Origin of the sequence: Xanthobacter sp. (genome assembly GCF_041911315.1) — a bacterium.
GTDB lineage: Bacteria > Pseudomonadota > Alphaproteobacteria > Rhizobiales > Xanthobacteraceae > Xanthobacter > Xanthobacter aminoxidans.
The window spans coordinates 120,683-135,400 of record NZ_JAYRPE010000041.1 but is presented as its reverse complement, the minus strand read 5'-3'; the positions used below and the strand labels follow the sequence as shown (position 1 = coordinate 135,400).

The window sequence follows — 14,718 nt, the reverse complement described above, 5'->3', positions numbered from 1 at the left end:
GGAGCCGACCATGACCGTCGATCGCAAGAAGACCTTCACGCCGGAAGAGGTGGCGGCCCACCTGGCCGCCGAGCTGCCCGACTGGCGCTACGAGGACGGCTGGATCAAACGCACCTACAAGACCAACAGCTGGAAGGGCACGCTGATGGTCATCAACACCGTCGGCCATCTGGCGGAGGCGGCGTGGCACCATCCCGACCTCACCGCCTCCTACGCATGGGTGGAGGTGCGGCTCCAGTCCCACGACGCCAAGGGCATCACCGTGCGCGATCTCGCCCTCGCGAAGAAGATCGAGGAGGTGGTGCAGTGGCAGCCCGGTGCCGGCGAGGATGCGCCGCTTGAGGGCACGCCGCAGCACGATCTGCGCTTTTCCTACATCAAGTACGACTGATCCCGGCGCGCTCCTTGCTTCATCCCGGGGATGGAGGAGAGCGTGTCCGCAATCGCCCCAGATGCTGACGGCATTGAAGCGCCGCCCGACGACGCAGCCGCCGTTGCGGCGCCGGTGCTCGATTTCTCGGGCGCCGTCCGCTTCGATCCCGCGCGGATCATCGAAGGAGAGATGGGCGAAGGGGAAGGTGCTTCCGCCTCCGCCAGATGCGCCGCCCTCCTGACAGACCATTCCTTCGGCGACGTCGCCCGCTTCTTTGCCGATCGCGCGACAGCGTGGCGCGCGGCGGTCGAGGCCATCCGCGCCCACCACCGCACGGCGGGACGGCCAAAGCGGCGGGAGATCGTCGTTGTCTCCGACGACCCGCGGCTTCCCCCGGCGCTCGCGCAGGATGCGGGTGCGCGGCGCATCCCGGAAGACGAAGCGGCCATCGAGGCCGCCATGGGGCCGAATGTGGCGGCGCTGCTGCTCGCGCCTGCCGCCATAGATGTCGGCCTGCGCTTTCTGCCGGGCTTCCTCCTCGCGGCGGCACGGCAGGCGGCGGATGAGTATGGCGTCGTGCTGATGTTCGACGAGACCGACGCCGGCCTCGGACGTACCGGCATGGCCTTCGCCCACGAATGGCGCGGCGTGGCCCCGGATGTGATGGTCATCGATGGGCTGCCGGGCAAGGCCGAGGAGGGGGAGGGGGCTTCGGCACTGGTGCTCAGCGCCCGTCTGGCCCGCAGCCTGCCCTCCGGCCTGCTGCTGCTGGGTGAGGATGCAGCCGCCGGCCTGCTGCCGGTCCTCGCGACCGCTTTTGCGCCCGGCTTCGAGACGCGGGTGCAGGAGATAGGCTGGAAGCTGGAGGACCGTCTCGCCACCCTGCGCTGGCGCCGGCCCGACCTTTTCACCGACACCACGGGCACCGGCCTCGTTCAGGGGCTGGTCTGCGCCGGGCCGGCCGCGCCTCTGGCGGAGGCGTTAGCCGCCCAGGGGCTTCTCGCCCGGCCGCTCGGCAATGTGCTCGCCATGCTGCCGCCGCTGACCGTGACCGAGGCGGAGATTGCAGCGGCGGGCGATATTCTGGATGCGGTGGTGGCAGCAACTTCGACCGCCTGACCTGCCTCAGGCGCGGATGCGCCCCGCCAGCGTATTGCGCACGGCGGACAGACGCGCCGGATCGAGGGCACTGGTCCGCCCCTCGGCGCACAGGGCTCCACGGAAGCCGAGATAATGCGGCCGCAGCGCCGCCAGCGGAGCGATATCCGCCATCTTCAGTGAACCCGCGAGGCCGGTCAGCAGCCCTTCAGCTCGGGCGGCCGCGACGAAGCGGGCGAGGGTTTCCACCGGTAGATGGGCGAGCAGGCCGCCCGCCGCCTTGTCCGCCGTGTCCAGCATCACGCCATGGAAGCCGGCGGCGGCGAACAGCGGCACGGCAGCAAGGTCCGGCGCCTGATCGGCGAAGAGCACGGCGATCAGCCGGGTCTCGCGGGCGAAGGGGCGAAGGGCTTCGAGTACGGGCGGTAGGGCGGCGCCATCGCCGCGGGCAAATCCGATCTTCACGAGGGGCACGCCGGTGGCGGAGGTGCGCTCGGCGGCGGCGCGCAGCGCGTCCGGGTCCAGCGGGTGGTCGCCAACCGTTGCGCTGAGGCTGCCCGGTGCGCCGGCGGCGCGCCACAGGGCCACGGCGTCCAGCAGCGCTTCCGGCGCCCAGGCGCCCAGCGCGCCCTCGGACGGGTTCTTGAGATCCAGGATATCGACGCCCGCCGCCAGCGCCGTGCGCATCTCGTCGAGGGTCGCCACCGATGCAAGGAGGCCCGGCCGGGCCGGAACGTGCGCCGTCATGATGCCGCTCGCGCCCGGTGGTCGGCGATGGTCTCGCACAGCCAGTCCCACGCCTCCCGCTCGGCCGGGCCGGCGGTCTTGTCGATGGCGATGGAGAGATAGTTCATCTCCCGGTCCACCCGGTCCGTGTCCATCATGTGCAGGCGCGAGACGAGGATGGCGCCTTCCAGCACGGCGGCGACGGCGCGGTTCAGCCCGAGGAAGGGTGCATGGGTCTCGCGGTGGATGGTGCGGCAGAAGAAGCGGGGCCGGGTGGGGTCGTCCTCCATGCGCACCACTTCCACCTCGTCATGGGCGAGACAGTCGGCGAGGCGCGCCGCGCCCTTGAGAAGGGTGGCGGGAACGGTGGGCCAGGAGCGGTGCCGGCCGGTGATGCATCCGGCGAAGATGCGGGCGTCGTCCGAAAAGTTCACCACGCAGCTCTTCGCCGACGCCAGATTGTCCAGCGTGCGCGAGGGGCGGAAGGGCTGGAGCAGATAGCCGCCCTCCACCACGGTCGCGCCCATGGGGGCGATATGCGCCTCCCCGGCGGCCGAGACGGTGGTGACGATGGTCTCCCGGATCACGCGCTTTCGCCTTTCTTCTTCGATGAAAGCGTCGAGCCCGCTTCCTTGAATGTCAACCGATGGGCCTCCTCGGCGCTGCCGCCGGTCTCGCCCGCGACGCCCCATTTCAAGGGTTCGTCCTGCGCATAGCGCTTGCCGAGGTGGTGGGCGATCTCCGCCCGCGCCGTCTCCACGCCGAGATAGAAGGCGTGGGCGCCGTCATCCTCCACCTTGAGGTGGGGGAAGAGGGCGAAGGGGTCCGCCGCCACATGGTGGCCGTCGCGGTTGTAGACGTGGATGCCCTGTTCCGTCACCTCGATGCGGAAATTGCGGTCGGCCACGGTCGCAGCGAGCCGCTCCACCTCCTCCGGAGTAGTGGACCAGGGGCGCCGGTCGCGCAGGGCCATCAGCCCGCCGCCGAAGCCCTGCGGCAGGGCGCCGGCCTCGCGCGCGGCGTAATATTCTCGCCGCGCCCGGTCGAACTCGCGCACCGCCGTGCGGCAATGGGGGCTCACCTGAACCGCCAGGACGGCATTGAGGCGCAGCTCGGAGATGATGCCCATCAGCAGCGCGTTCATGCCGGTGGTGTCGGCGTCCGTCAGCTCGGTGACATTGCCGATGCCCATCAGGATGGGGATGTCCGGCTTCAGCCGCCGCAACTCCGCATAGCGCACGAGCGAGGCGGTGAAGCCGAGATGGATGGGATCGAGGATGGGATCGGCGAGGAAGGGCCGCCCGGCAGCCTCGCAAGCCTCGACGGCCCGGATAAGGGACGCAAGATCGCCAGCCTGCGCCGGCACCAGCACCGGCACGGCCGCGCCTTCATCGGCGATGGCGAGGTTGGTTTCGTTGAGGCTGAGCAGATAGTCCGCCCCGGCGCGGGTGCCGCGGCGCAGCTCCTCCGGATCGAAGCTGTCCACGCTCACCTTGAAGCCCTCGGCCTTGAGGGCGGCGATGGCTTCTTCCAGATGTGGAAACGGATTGTCGGGCAAGGCGCCGAGGTCCATCACGTCCGCGCCCTCGCCCCTCAGGAAGCGGGCACGGTCCAGCAATTGCGGGATGGTGAGGCGGGTGGCGTCCACGATCTCGGCGAACAGCGTCACATCGTGGCGGTCGAGGGGCACGTTGCGGCCCTTGCCGCGGCCGAAATAGCCGGGCAGGTCCGCCGCCTCCTCCGGGCCGCGCTCGAACGGCAGTCCGAAGCGGGCGGCGAGGCGCTCCAAGTCGCCCCGGAAGCGGCCGGGCATCAGCACCTTGTCCGTGCCCTCGGGCAGCTTGAGGCGGCGCTCCACAATCTCCGCCGTCATCAGCGCCGCGACCTTCACCCCGATGTTCACCACCACCGGATCAAGCGTGCCGTCCGCAAGCTCCTCCGCGATGCGGCGGATGCGCGGCTCGGCCAGCGAGCCGGTGACGAGGGCGACGCGCTCGGCCATGGCTCAGGCCGGGACGGGATAGAGGGTGGCAAGCTCGGCCCGGCGACGGGCGACGGCGAGGCGCAGTTCCTCCAGCGTCTCGGCCACCACGGTCGCCTCGAAGGTCTTGAGCTTCGCGGTGTTGTCCAGATCGATGCGGCGCGGATAGACCGGCACCGGGCCTTCCGGTGCCATGGTGATCATCTCCGGCTGGCTGTCGCAGGCGAACACGATGCAGGCCACCCGGCACTTGCCGGCTTGGGCGAAGCAATTGGTGACGAGCGTATCCGAGATACCGTGCACGGCCTTCGCCACCGTGTTGGAGGAGGCTGGGGAGACGACGAGGGTGTGATACTCGCCGTGATAGAATCGCCCGACGGAGGCGGAGGACGCCGAATTGTCGCGGAACACCTGGGTCTGGGCCGGCAGGGGTTCCTTGTCCTGCTTGTACATGCGCAGCACTTCGTCCGCCGCGTCCGAGATGAACAGGTCCACGTCCTGAAGCTCGCGGATGATCTCGATGCTCTCGGTGAAATAGTGCCCCGAGCCGGTGAGGGCCCAGGCCCAGCGGGGCGGCTTCTTGCTGGAACGGGTCTCGCTCATGATCGGCGCGGGCCTTCTCTCGTTTCCTCGATGCTCTGCGGTGCAAGCGGTTTGAGCGCCTGCTCCATCAGCGCCCCGTCGTCGGCGGGGACGAGGACAATATCGCCAGAATATCCCCGTGCCATGGTCGCAAAAGCCGCATCCACCAGACCGGCCGCAGTCCAGGCCGCAATATCGCTCGCGCGGTCGCCGGTCTGAGGGATCGTCACACCCGGCGCCTTCACCAGCACCAGCCGTGGGGCCGGAAGCCGCACGGCGAGCCACAGGGCGAGGCTGTCCGATGTCACGTCCCAGCCCTGGGGGATGTCCGGCGCGTCGAGGGTTATGGTGGCGGGAAGCCACAGGGCGGCGCCGGTCGCGGCGGCGGACGTCAGCTCGGCCGGCGTCCGCGCGGGGCGCAGGCCCGGGGCCATGTCGAGGAACGCGTGGGCCATCTGCTCCATGGCGAGGATCGCCATGCGGTGGGCTGCCCCATCGGAAAGCCCCATCTGCGGCTGAATCACGCGAACCTGATCGGCCAAGGCTCCGCCCCCCGGCACGAGCACCAGCCCCTTCCGGCCCGAGAGGCGTTCAAGCAGAAGCCGGGGCGGGGCACCCCGCGTCAGGCTTCCACCAATTTTGACAACAAGGGTCACGCTCAAGCCGTCGTTCCGGGTGGTCTCAAGGTCGCATCGAAGGCCGGGTTGGAAACATGCTAAGGAACCCGACCCCTCCGCCGGGGGTATATGTCGTGTCCTAGGTGGAGGCGTCTGCCCGGTAAAGCATCCAAGCTGGCTTCCGCGAAACTGCAGGTGCGAACACCACCGCCATGCACAGCCGGGGCCCGGCCGACAGAGAGGATATAGCTCAATGCGTCTTGTTCTGGCTTCTGCCCTTGTCCTCGCCGCCGCCACCGGTTCGGCCTATGCCGACCCCGACGTCGCCAAGGGCGAGACCGTATTCAAGAAGTGCATGGCCTGCCATGCCATCGGCCCCGACGCCAAGGTGAAGGTCGGCCCGCCGCTGAACGGCATCGTCGGCGCCAAGTGGGCGCACTTCGAGGGCTATGCCTATTCCCAGGACATCAAGGACGGCGCCGCCGCCGGCAAGGTGTGGGACGAGGCGACCCTCAACGACTACATCGAGAATCCCAAGCACCTCGTGCCCAAGGGCAAGATGGCCTTCGCCGGCGTCAAGAATGAGGACGAGCGCAAGGACCTCATCGCCTTCCTCGCCCAGTTCAAGCCCGACGGCTCCAAGTAAGCTCTGACAGGGAGGCGTCGATACCGAGCCTTGAGGGGCTCCGGGCGACGCCTTGCCGCGTCTGACACGGTATCTGCGTCCCTCGCATCCTCCATTCGGGGGATGCAACCAAAGGCTGCTCTTGTGGATAATACCTGAGCGCCGGTCAGGGCGTTGTCTCCCGAGGGGCGTTCGGGGGGTGAGACAGGCGGGGCCCTTCGGGTCTCCGCCTGTTTTCGTTTCCGGGGCTCGAAAGCGCAAGCTTGCAACGCGCGCCGATGCGTGGTGTCCCTCCCGCGAGAGGAGCCGCCATGCCCGAGCACGATTTCCACGCCCAACGCCTGCACGTCGCCGCCGATCTGGCCGAGGGCGCCGAGATCGTGCTGGAGCGCGAGGCGGCGCATTACGTGGCCAATGTCATCCGCCTCGGGGTCGGCGAGGACATTCTCCTGTTCAACGGCCGGGACGGGGAGTGGCGAGCGACACGGATCGCCGGCGGCAAGCGCGAGGTGCGCCTCGAAGTTCTGCGCGAGACCCGCGCCCAGCCGCCCGCGCCGACGCTGGAATATGCGTTCGCGCCGCTGAAGCACGCGCGGCTCGATTATATGGTTCAGAAGGCGGTGGAGATGGGCGCGGGCATCCTCAGCCCGGTAATAACCCGCTACACCCAGGTCTCCCGCGTCAATGTCGAGCGCATGACGGCCAACGCCATCGAGGCTGCCGAGCAGTGCGGCATCCTCAGCCTGCCCCATGTGGAGGAGCCGCGCCCGCTCGACAGCTGGCTTGCATCCCTCGCCGAGGACCGCCTTTTGGTGTTCTGCGATGAGGCCTCGGCCGACGAAGACCCCATTGCCGCGCTGAAGCAGGCCCGGCCGGGACCGGTGAGCGTCCTGATCGGTCCGGAAGGGGGATTCAGCCCCGAGGAGCGCACGCGTATCGCCCCGAGAGGCCTCACACTCAGCCTCGGTCCGCGCATCCTTCGCGCCGATACGGCAGCCGTCGCCGCCCTTGCGCTGGTGAATGCGGCGCGCCGGTGAGGCGGTTTAAACGCCCATAGGGGGCTTTTGTTCCATCGGTGGACATAAAATAGTTCTTGCGATTCGTTCGCGAACTACTTTGGATTTTGTCGATCTCGCGTGCATCGCGGGAAGACATTGAACCTTAACGTGCATTCTGGCGCGTGAATCAGTGCCCAAATTTGGACTGATTTCGCGTCAGTCTCCCCGGAACTTCGCAATAGGGCGGGCGTTACTGGCTCGCCGTGACGCCAGGTTCTGTGGAGGGCTCCGTGTCGAACGATTACAGCTTCGGAATCGAAGAGGAGTTCTTCGTCGTCGACGCCCAGACGAAGGCGGTGCAAAAGCGCATGCCGGCAGGTTTTTTCGACGAGCTGAAGGACCGGCTGGGCGACGCCGTCTCGGTGGAGATGCTCCAGTCGCAGCTGGAGATCGCGACCCGCCCGGTCACCGGCATCGGCAGCGCACTGGATGAAATCCGCGGACTGCGCCACGCCGTCTCGCAGGTCGCGGGCGAGCACGGCCTCGCCGTCATCGCCTCCGGCACACACCCCACCGCCACCTGGGACGGTGTGCGCGCCACGCGGGCGAACCGCTACGACGGCGTGATGAACGACCTCAAGATGCTGGGCGAGCGCAACATGGTGTGCGGCCTGCACGTGCATGTGGAACTGCCCGACCCGGACGAGCGGGTGGACGTGATGCGCCGCATCGTCCCCTATATCCCGCACTTCATCGCCCTCTCCACCTCCTCGCCCTTCTGGGGCGCCAAGCAGACCGGGCTCATGGGCTACCGGCTCGCCGCCTATGACGAGCTGCCGCGCACCGGCCTGCCGGAGATGTTCGAGAACAGCGCCGCCTATGAGCGCTATGTGGAAGCCATGGTCGCGGCGCGGGCCATCACCGATTCGAGCTATGTGTGGTGGGCCATCCGCCCCTCGCGCCAGTTGCCGACGCTGGAACTGCGCGCGCCGGACAGCTGTACCCGCTCGACGGACACGGTGGCCATCGCCGCCCTCTACCGTTCGCTGGTGCGGTTCCTCGTCCGCAATCCCCACCACAACCGCGATGTGGGGCCTGTGGACCGGGCCATTGCCGACGAGAACAAGTGGCGCGCCCAGCGCTATGGCGTGCACGGGTCATTCGTGGATCTTGCCCAGCGCCGCGCCGTGGCTGTGCGGGATGCGGTGGATGGGCTCGTCAACCTCGTGGCCTCGGATGCGGAAGCGCTGGGCTGCCTCGATGCCCTCATGCGCGTGCGCACCATTGCCGAGGAAGGCACCAGCGCGGACGTGCAACTCGCCGTCTTCCAGGAGGCCCAGCATCGCACCGGCAACCGCACCGAGGCCCTCGGCGCGGTGAAGAGCTGGCTGGCCACGACCACGATGCAATGAGACCGCTGCGGAAGGTCGCCTTCACCGCCGTTTCTTGATCGAGGCCGGTACCCGCTGGCCGCAAATGTGCTCTAGGCTCCCGGCGGCTCGAACAGCGCCGGAGGCCGCCCGTGGAGATCGCCGGACAGGGTTCGCAGGACGAGGCTTCTCCCGTCGGGAGCGCACCTGTCGATGCGGGGACGGCGGCCTTCTGGACAGAGGCGCCGGACGCCCTCTGCCGGCGCCTCACCTGTGGCACCACCGGACTGTCGTCCGCCGAGGCGGCCGAGCGGCTTGATCGCTTCGGCCCCAACCTCGACAAGCCGCCGAGCCGGAGCGGACCGATCCGCGCCCTGCTGCGCCGCCTGCTGGAACCGCTGATCCTCATGCTGCTCGTGGCCGCCGGCGTTTCCGCCGCGACGGGAGATGCGGCGAGCGCGGCCATCATCATCCTCGTCATCGTCGCGTCCATCGGTCTCGACACGGTGCAGGAGGCGCGGGCCTCCAAGGCTGCGGCGGCCCTGCGCGAGCAGGTCGCGCTGACGGCCGAGGTGTGCCGCGATGGCGTTTTCTGCACGCTCCCCACGGACCGGATCGTGCCCGGCGACGTGTTCCGCGTGCGCACCGGAGACATCATCCCGGCGGATGCGGTGATCCTCTCCTCCGATGGCTTCGCCGCGAACGAGGCGGCGCTCACGGGCGAGCCCTATGCGGTGGAGAAGCGGCCCGGTGCCGTCTCGTCCACGGTGGCGGCGGAGGCGACGAACGCGCTGTTCCGTGGTGCTGTGGCGCAGAGCGGCGAGGCGGTGGCCCTCGCGGTCGCCACCGGCCGCTCGACCCTGTTCGGCGCCGCTGCTGCCCTGCTCGCCGAAGAGTCCGCATTGTCGCCCTTCCAGCGCGACCTGCGGGCCCTCGGCTTCGTCATCGCCCGCGCCGCTGGCGTCTTGTCGGTGGCGGTGCTGGCGGTGAATCTCGTGCTGGGGCGGCCGCTGCTGGAATCGCTCATGTTCGCGGTGGCGCTTGCGGTGGGCCTCACGCCCGAGCTGCTGCCCATGATCACCACCGTCACCCTCTCGCGCGGGGCGGTGCGCATGGCGCAGCGCAAGGTGATCGTGAAGCGCCTCACCGCCATCCACGACCTCGGCGCCATGACGGTGCTCTGCACGGACAAGACCGGTACGCTCACCTCCGCCGAGATCGTCCTCGCCGGCAGCGAGGACGCAAGCGGGCAGGCGACGCACCGGCCAGCCGAACTCGCAGCGCTGTGCGCGGAGCTGGCCGGCGACCGCAGCTGGATGGACACGGCCCTTGCCGCCGCCGCGCCGGATGCGGCGGACGGCTGGTCGGCCCCCTCCCGCCTCGGCTTCGGCTATGAGCGCCGACGTGGTTCCGTGCTGGCGGAGCGGGCAGGGGACGGCGCCGCCGAACGCCTCCTCGTCTGCAAGGGCGCGCCGGAAGCGGTGATGGACGTATGCACCAGCCGCCGGGTTGGGGACGCAATCGTCGAACTGGACGCTGAGGCCCGTGCCGCCATCGCGACCCAGCTCAAGCGGCACGCGGAGCAGGGCCTGCGCGCGATCGCCATCGCCACGCGCGCCGGCACCCCGGACGGCATGGCCCGCACCGGCAGTCTGGAGCCGGAGGACGAATCCGGTCTCGTGCTGGAAGGCTTCTGCCTGTTCGAGGATCCGCCCAAGCCCACCGCCGCCCATGCGCTGGCCCGGCTGACGGGGGCAGGGGTTCGGGTGAAGGTGCTGTCGGGGGATGACCCCACGGTGGTCGCCCGCGTCGCCGGGGAACTCGGCATCGATGCCGCGGACATACTCTCCGGCGCCGAAGTGGCGCACCTGTCCGACGACGCCCTGCGGGTGCGCGTGCGCAGCGTGAACGTCTTCGGCCGCATGACACCGAACCAGAAGGTGCGGGTGGTGCGGGCCCTGATGGCCGATGGCGAGACCGTCGGCTTCCTCGGCGACGGGGTGAACGACGCGCCCGGCCTGAAGCTCGCCGATGTCGGCCTGTCGGTGGATGGGGCGACGGGCGTTGCCCGCGCTGCCGCCGACATGATCCTCCTCGCGCCCGATCTTGACGTGGTGGCGGACGGGGTGGAGGAGGGGCGGCGGACCTTCGCCAACATCCTGAAATATGTGCGAATGGGCGCCAGCTCCAACTTCGGCAACATGCTCTCCATGGCGGCGGCCAGCCTGTTCCTGCCGTTCCTGCCGCTGCTCGCCACGCAGATCCTGCTCAACAACCTGCTCTACGACCTCTCCGAGGTCGGCATTCCCTTCGACGCCGTGGACGAGGCGGACCTCGCCACGCCGCAGCAGTGGGACATGAAGGGGCTGGTGCGGTTCGCGGCGGTGATGGGGCCGCTCTCCTCGCTGTTCGATTTTCTCACCTTCGCCGTGCTGTTGCTGGTGCTCGGCGCCGGTGTGGAGGCGTTCCGCACGGCGTGGTTCCTGGAATCCATCGCCACGCAGGTGCTGGTGGTCTTCCTCATTCGCACCCGCCTGCCGCTCGGCGAAACGCCGCCGGACCGGACGCTGATCATCTCCGCGCTGGGCGCGCTGGCCGTCGCCTTCGTGGTGCCTCTGAGCGGGATTGGCAGCTGGTTCGGCTTCGTGCCGCTTCCGGCAACCACCCTCGCCGCCGTCGCCGGCATCACCCTCGTCTATCTCGCCTGCGCGCAGAGGGTGAAGCGCTATGCGGTCGGCGTGGCGCCGACCGATGGACGGGCCGACGGTGTCGGATAGGATGGATGACCCGGAGACAGGCGATGTCCATGGATTCCATTCCGCCCACCCAGAACCTCATCGTCTTCGACGGTGCCTGCGTCTTCTGCTCGGGTTTCGCGCGCTTTATCGCCCGCCATGATCGCAAGCGCCGCTTCCTGTTCGTCACAGCCCAGTCGGCACCCGGGCGGGCACTCTATGCGCAGCACGGCCTCGATGCGGACCTGATGGAGACCAACATCGTCATCGTCTCCGGCCGCCCGTATGTGCGTTTGCACGCATTCGCGGCAGCGATGGGGGCGCTCGGCTGGCCATGGGCTGTCTTGGCTCCGCTCGGGTGGATTCCCAAAGCGATCGCCGACCCCTTGTATGATTTCGTCGCCCGCAACCGCTATCGCTTCGGCCGGCAGGCCTGCCCGGCCCCTTCGGCGGAGCTGAAGGCGCGTCTCATTGCGTGAGACTGTCCTCGTCCTCGGCGGCTACGGCGTCTTCGGCTCTCGTATCTGCATGGCGCTTGCGCGGGACGAGCGGGTTGACCTTGTCGTTGCCGGACGGGACCGGAACGCCGCATCCGCCTTCTGCGCCGTCCATGGCGGCCGGGCCGAGGTCATCGATCGGGAGGATCCGGCGCTGGCGGATCGCGTTGCGCTCCTGTCGCCCTTTCTCGTCATCGATGCCGCAGGTCCGTTCCAGTCCTACGGTGCGCGGCCCTACCGGGTTGCCGAGGCGGCGATCGCGGCCGGGGCGCACTATCTCGATCTGTCCGACGACCCGGCCTTCACGATCGGCATCGCCGTGCTGGACGCCGCCGCGCGTCAGGCCGACCTCGCCGTTCTGTCCGGCGTTTCGAGCGTCCCGGCTCTGTCCTCTGCCGCCGTGGCTGAGCTCGCGTCGGACATGGCCGATATCCATCTGATCGACACGGTCATCGCGCCGGGCAACCGCGCTCCGCGCGGCCTCTCCGTGGTACGCGCCATCGTCGGACAGGCAGGCCGACCGACGCGCATGTGGCGGGGCGGCCGCCCCGAGCAGGTGCCGGGATGGAGCGGCCTATCGCGCGTGTCGTTGCGTGTGCCGGGCAAAAGCCCGGTTGCCGGACGCTGGGCGAGCTTCAACGCGGCACCCGATCCCGCGCTTCTGCCAAGCCATTTCAAGGCGCGGTCGGTTCTGTTCCGCGCGGGCCTTGAGCTGAAAATCATGCACGGGGGCCTGCTGCTCCTGTCCCTGCCCGTGCGCTGGGGATGGGTGCGGACCCTCGCGCCCCTCGCGCCTGCGCTGAAATGGGTGGCGGAGCGGCTGGAGCCGTTCGGCTCGGACACGGGCGGCATGCGCGTGCGCGTGGCCGGCCTCACGGGCGAGGGCGCCATGGAGGTGCGTGACTGGGTTCTTGTCGCCGGCGCCGGCGATGGCCCACACGTGCCCGCTATCCCAGCCCGGGTCATGCTCGGCGGACTGCGGGCAGGCGCGGTCTCCGCCGGTGCGCGGCCTTGTGTGGCGGCATTCGCGCTGGGCGAGGCTGAGCAGGCCATGGCGAATTTGAATATTGCCACGGACCGCACGACCAAGGCCTTTCCGCTCGTATTCGCCGAAGTGCTTGGGCCGGCGTTCGGACTGCTCCCGCCCGCCCTGCGCGATCTGCACACGGTCATGGATGTGCGGCGGTGGCGGGGGGAGGCGGATATCGAGACCGGCCGTGGCCGCATGGCGCGGCTGATCCGGGTGCTGATGGGATTTCCAACAGGAGGAAAGCGTGTCCCCGTAACGGTCCGGATGGAGCGGCACGAGGGGAGCGAGGTCTGGGAGCGCCGCTTCGGCGGCCGTACGCTCCGCTCGCGGCTCTCTCCGGGTGGTGGCGGAGTGATGCGGGAAAAGTTCGGGCCGCTCAGCTTCGACATCGCGCTCGGGGTAGAGGCCGGTCGGCTCACATATCCCGTCGTCGCCGGCCGCTGCTGCGGCCTTCCACTGCCGCGCATGCTTCTGCCGATGAGCCGGACGGCCGAGAGCGTAGATGCCGAGGGCCGCGCGGTGTTCGATGTGGAGGTGTCTCTTCCGGGGCTCGGCCGGGTCGTCCACTACCGGGGATGGCTGGTGCCCGACGATGCGATGGCGTGAAGCGGCGGGACCAACGCCCCGCCGCCATCTCCGTTCAGAGCTTGAACGGAACCACGGTCTGCAGCTGCTCGCCGAGGCCCTCGATGCCGACGCGCATCACGTCGCCGGCCTTCAGGAAGCGCGGCGGCTTGAAGCCGAGGCCGACGCCGGGCGGGGTGCCGGTGGTGATGACGTCGCCGGCGTCCAGCACCATGAACTGGCTGATGTAGTGCACCAGGAACGGGATGCGGAAGATCATGGTCTTCATGGAGCCGTTCTGGACGCGCTCGCCGTTCACTTCCAGCCACATGGCGAGGGTGGAGGTGTCCGGGATCTCGTCGGTGGTGACGAGCCAGGGGCCGAGCGGGCCGAAGGTCTCGCAGCCCTTGCCCTTCATCCACTGGCCGGAGCGCTCGATCTGGAAATGGCGCTCGGAGACGTCATTGCAGATGCAGTAGCCGGCCACGTAGTCGAGGGCGTCCTTCTCCTCGACATAGCGGGCGCGCTTGCCCATGACGAAGGCGAACTCCACCTCCCAGTCGAGCTTCAGCGAGCCCTTGGGGATCATCACGTCGTCGTTGGGGCCGACGATGCAGTTCGGCGCCTTGTTGAAAAGCACCGGCTCCTCGGGGATGGGATTGTTGGTCTCGGCGGCGTGGTCCGCGAAATTCAGGCCCACCGCGACGAAATTGCCCGGACGGGCGACGCAGGCGCCGAGGCGGGCGCCTTCCGGCGCGAGCGGCAGGGACGCGGGGTCGAGGGCGGCGATCTTCTTCAGGCTCTCGGGCGCGAGCGTCTCGCCGTTGAGATCCGCGATGACGCCGGACAGGTCGCGGACCTTGCCGTCTGAATCGATTAGACCCGGCTTCTCTCGTCCAAAATCGCCGAAGCGGACCAGCTTCATCGGGGGAGCTCCTGATGGAATTGTATGGCGTTGTTCTGGTGTGGGCGGTGCAGGATCAGCTCCGTCCAAGGCGGGGGCACGCTGGCGCGGTCTTCGGCCAAGGTCAATGGTGGAACGGATAATTTTCGCTGGCAGGAGCCGAGGCGGCGCGCTCTGAGGCGATGCACGCCGCATGCGACGAAAGGAGCGGGGCGAATATGCCGCGCCCCGGGATGCGCCCCTCGACGGTGAGCGCTGGTCGCGCGCGCTCGTCGGCAGAGATGAGATGTTGCGATTTGACAGGTCGCCTGACCGGGCGCGGGAGGGAATGACTTGGACGATTCGACCCTCGACTATTAGCCGCCTTCCCGAGGTAACAATGATCTGCATCTAATCTGTGCAAGTCGCACGATTGGGCAGGTGGCCTTCCTTTTCGCGGGCGGACGTCATAAAAGGGATACACGACTCCGGCTAAGTCCGAAGCGTCGAAAGCAAGCGCGCCGGCCCCTCGGGAAGGTCAATGGGCCAGCCTGCCGGCGAACTTGAGCGGGGCGCCTTACCGGTGCCACGATGGCGCCTTAGCCGGGGCTGGCTGTTACGGTCGCACCGGTGGGCCGC

General features: G+C 68.8%; 14 protein-coding genes. 8 read left to right on the top strand and 6 right to left on the bottom strand.

What is annotated here, in order from left to right:
* Positions 1 to 10: 10 nt before the first annotated feature.
* Positions 11 to 391, top strand: a complete 381-nt coding sequence (locus ACE3QW_RS13335) for a 4a-hydroxytetrahydrobiopterin dehydratase (RefSeq protein ID WP_374251827.1) — start codon at positions 11 to 13, stop codon at positions 389 to 391.
* A gap of 42 nt (positions 392 to 433) precedes the next feature.
* On the top strand, positions 434 to 1,492 hold the full coding sequence (locus ACE3QW_RS13330; protein ID WP_374251826.1) for an aminotransferase class III-fold pyridoxal phosphate-dependent enzyme: 1,059 nt from the start codon (positions 434 to 436) through the stop codon (positions 1,490 to 1,492).
* Between the two features lie 6 nt (positions 1,493 to 1,498).
* On the opposite strand, the gene ACE3QW_RS13325 is transcribed toward ACE3QW_RS13330, so the two are convergent.
* The 5 genes from ACE3QW_RS13325 to ACE3QW_RS13305 are packed head-to-tail and all read right to left on the bottom strand — an operon-like array spanning position 1,499 to position 5,302.
* Positions 1,499 to 2,218, bottom strand: coding sequence for a (5-formylfuran-3-yl)methyl phosphate synthase (locus ACE3QW_RS13325; protein ID WP_374251825.1), 720 nt, complete (start codon positions 2,216 to 2,218; stop codon positions 1,499 to 1,501).
* A complete protein-coding gene (locus ACE3QW_RS13320; protein WP_374251824.1) occupies positions 2,215 to 2,784 on the bottom strand; it encodes a DUF447 domain-containing protein in 570 nt (189 codons plus the stop codon). The genes ACE3QW_RS13325 and ACE3QW_RS13320 overlap by 4 nt, the downstream gene beginning before the upstream one ends.
* The gene (locus ACE3QW_RS13315) at positions 2,781 to 4,199 is read right to left on the bottom strand and encodes a DUF6513 domain-containing protein (RefSeq protein WP_374251823.1); all 1,419 of its coding nucleotides are present in this window, start codon (positions 4,197 to 4,199) and stop codon (positions 2,781 to 2,783) included. Before ACE3QW_RS13315 ends, ACE3QW_RS13320 begins: the two co-directional genes overlap by 4 nt.
* 3 nt (positions 4,200 to 4,202) lie before the next feature.
* A complete protein-coding gene (locus ACE3QW_RS13310; protein WP_029558668.1) occupies positions 4,203 to 4,781 on the bottom strand; it encodes a flavoprotein in 579 nt (192 codons plus the stop codon).
* Positions 4,778 to 5,302: an aspartate kinase gene (locus ACE3QW_RS13305; RefSeq protein WP_374251822.1), complete on the bottom strand. Its 525-nt coding sequence runs from the start codon at positions 5,300 to 5,302 to the stop codon at positions 4,778 to 4,780. The genes ACE3QW_RS13310 and ACE3QW_RS13305 overlap by 4 nt, the downstream gene beginning before the upstream one ends.
* A gap of 328 nt (positions 5,303 to 5,630) precedes the next feature.
* Here ACE3QW_RS13305 and ACE3QW_RS13300 point away from each other — a divergent pair, with 328 nt between their 5' ends.
* From ACE3QW_RS13300 to ACE3QW_RS13275, 6 genes are all read left to right on the top strand, one after another.
* Positions 5,631 to 6,023, top strand: a complete 393-nt coding sequence (locus ACE3QW_RS13300) for a cytochrome c family protein (RefSeq protein WP_024278867.1) — start codon at positions 5,631 to 5,633, stop codon at positions 6,021 to 6,023.
* Positions 6,024 to 6,313: 290 nt separating this feature from the next.
* Positions 6,314 to 7,039 (top strand): 16S rRNA (uracil(1498)-N(3))-methyltransferase, encoded by a 726-nt coding sequence (locus ACE3QW_RS13295; protein ID WP_374251821.1) that lies wholly within the window; start codon positions 6,314 to 6,316, stop codon positions 7,037 to 7,039.
* 251 nt (positions 7,040 to 7,290) lie between these two features.
* Entirely contained in the window at positions 7,291 to 8,412 is a 1,122-nt protein-coding gene (locus tag ACE3QW_RS13290; protein ID WP_374251820.1) for a carboxylate-amine ligase, read from the top strand.
* Positions 8,413 to 8,522: 110 nt separating this feature from the next.
* On the top strand, positions 8,523 to 11,147 hold the full coding sequence (gene mgtA, locus ACE3QW_RS13285) for a magnesium-translocating P-type ATPase (RefSeq protein ID WP_374251819.1): 2,625 nt from the start codon (positions 8,523 to 8,525) through the stop codon (positions 11,145 to 11,147).
* A gap of 23 nt (positions 11,148 to 11,170) precedes the next feature.
* Positions 11,171 to 11,584: a thiol-disulfide oxidoreductase DCC family protein gene (locus ACE3QW_RS13280; RefSeq protein ID WP_374251818.1), complete on the top strand. Its 414-nt coding sequence runs from the start codon at positions 11,171 to 11,173 to the stop codon at positions 11,582 to 11,584.
* Positions 11,577 to 13,238 carry a DUF4166 domain-containing protein gene (locus ACE3QW_RS13275; RefSeq protein ID WP_374251817.1) on the top strand — a complete coding sequence of 554 codons (1,662 nt, stop codon included), beginning with the start codon at positions 11,577 to 11,579 and terminating at the stop codon, positions 13,236 to 13,238. Before ACE3QW_RS13280 ends, ACE3QW_RS13275 begins: the two co-directional genes overlap by 8 nt.
* A 34-nt stretch (positions 13,239 to 13,272) precedes the next feature.
* Here the strand turns inward: ACE3QW_RS13275 and ACE3QW_RS13270 are convergent, their stop codons facing one another.
* Entirely contained in the window at positions 13,273 to 14,121 is an 849-nt protein-coding gene (locus ACE3QW_RS13270; protein ID WP_374251816.1) for a fumarylacetoacetate hydrolase family protein, read from the bottom strand.
* Positions 14,122 to 14,718: the final 597 nt, after the last annotated feature.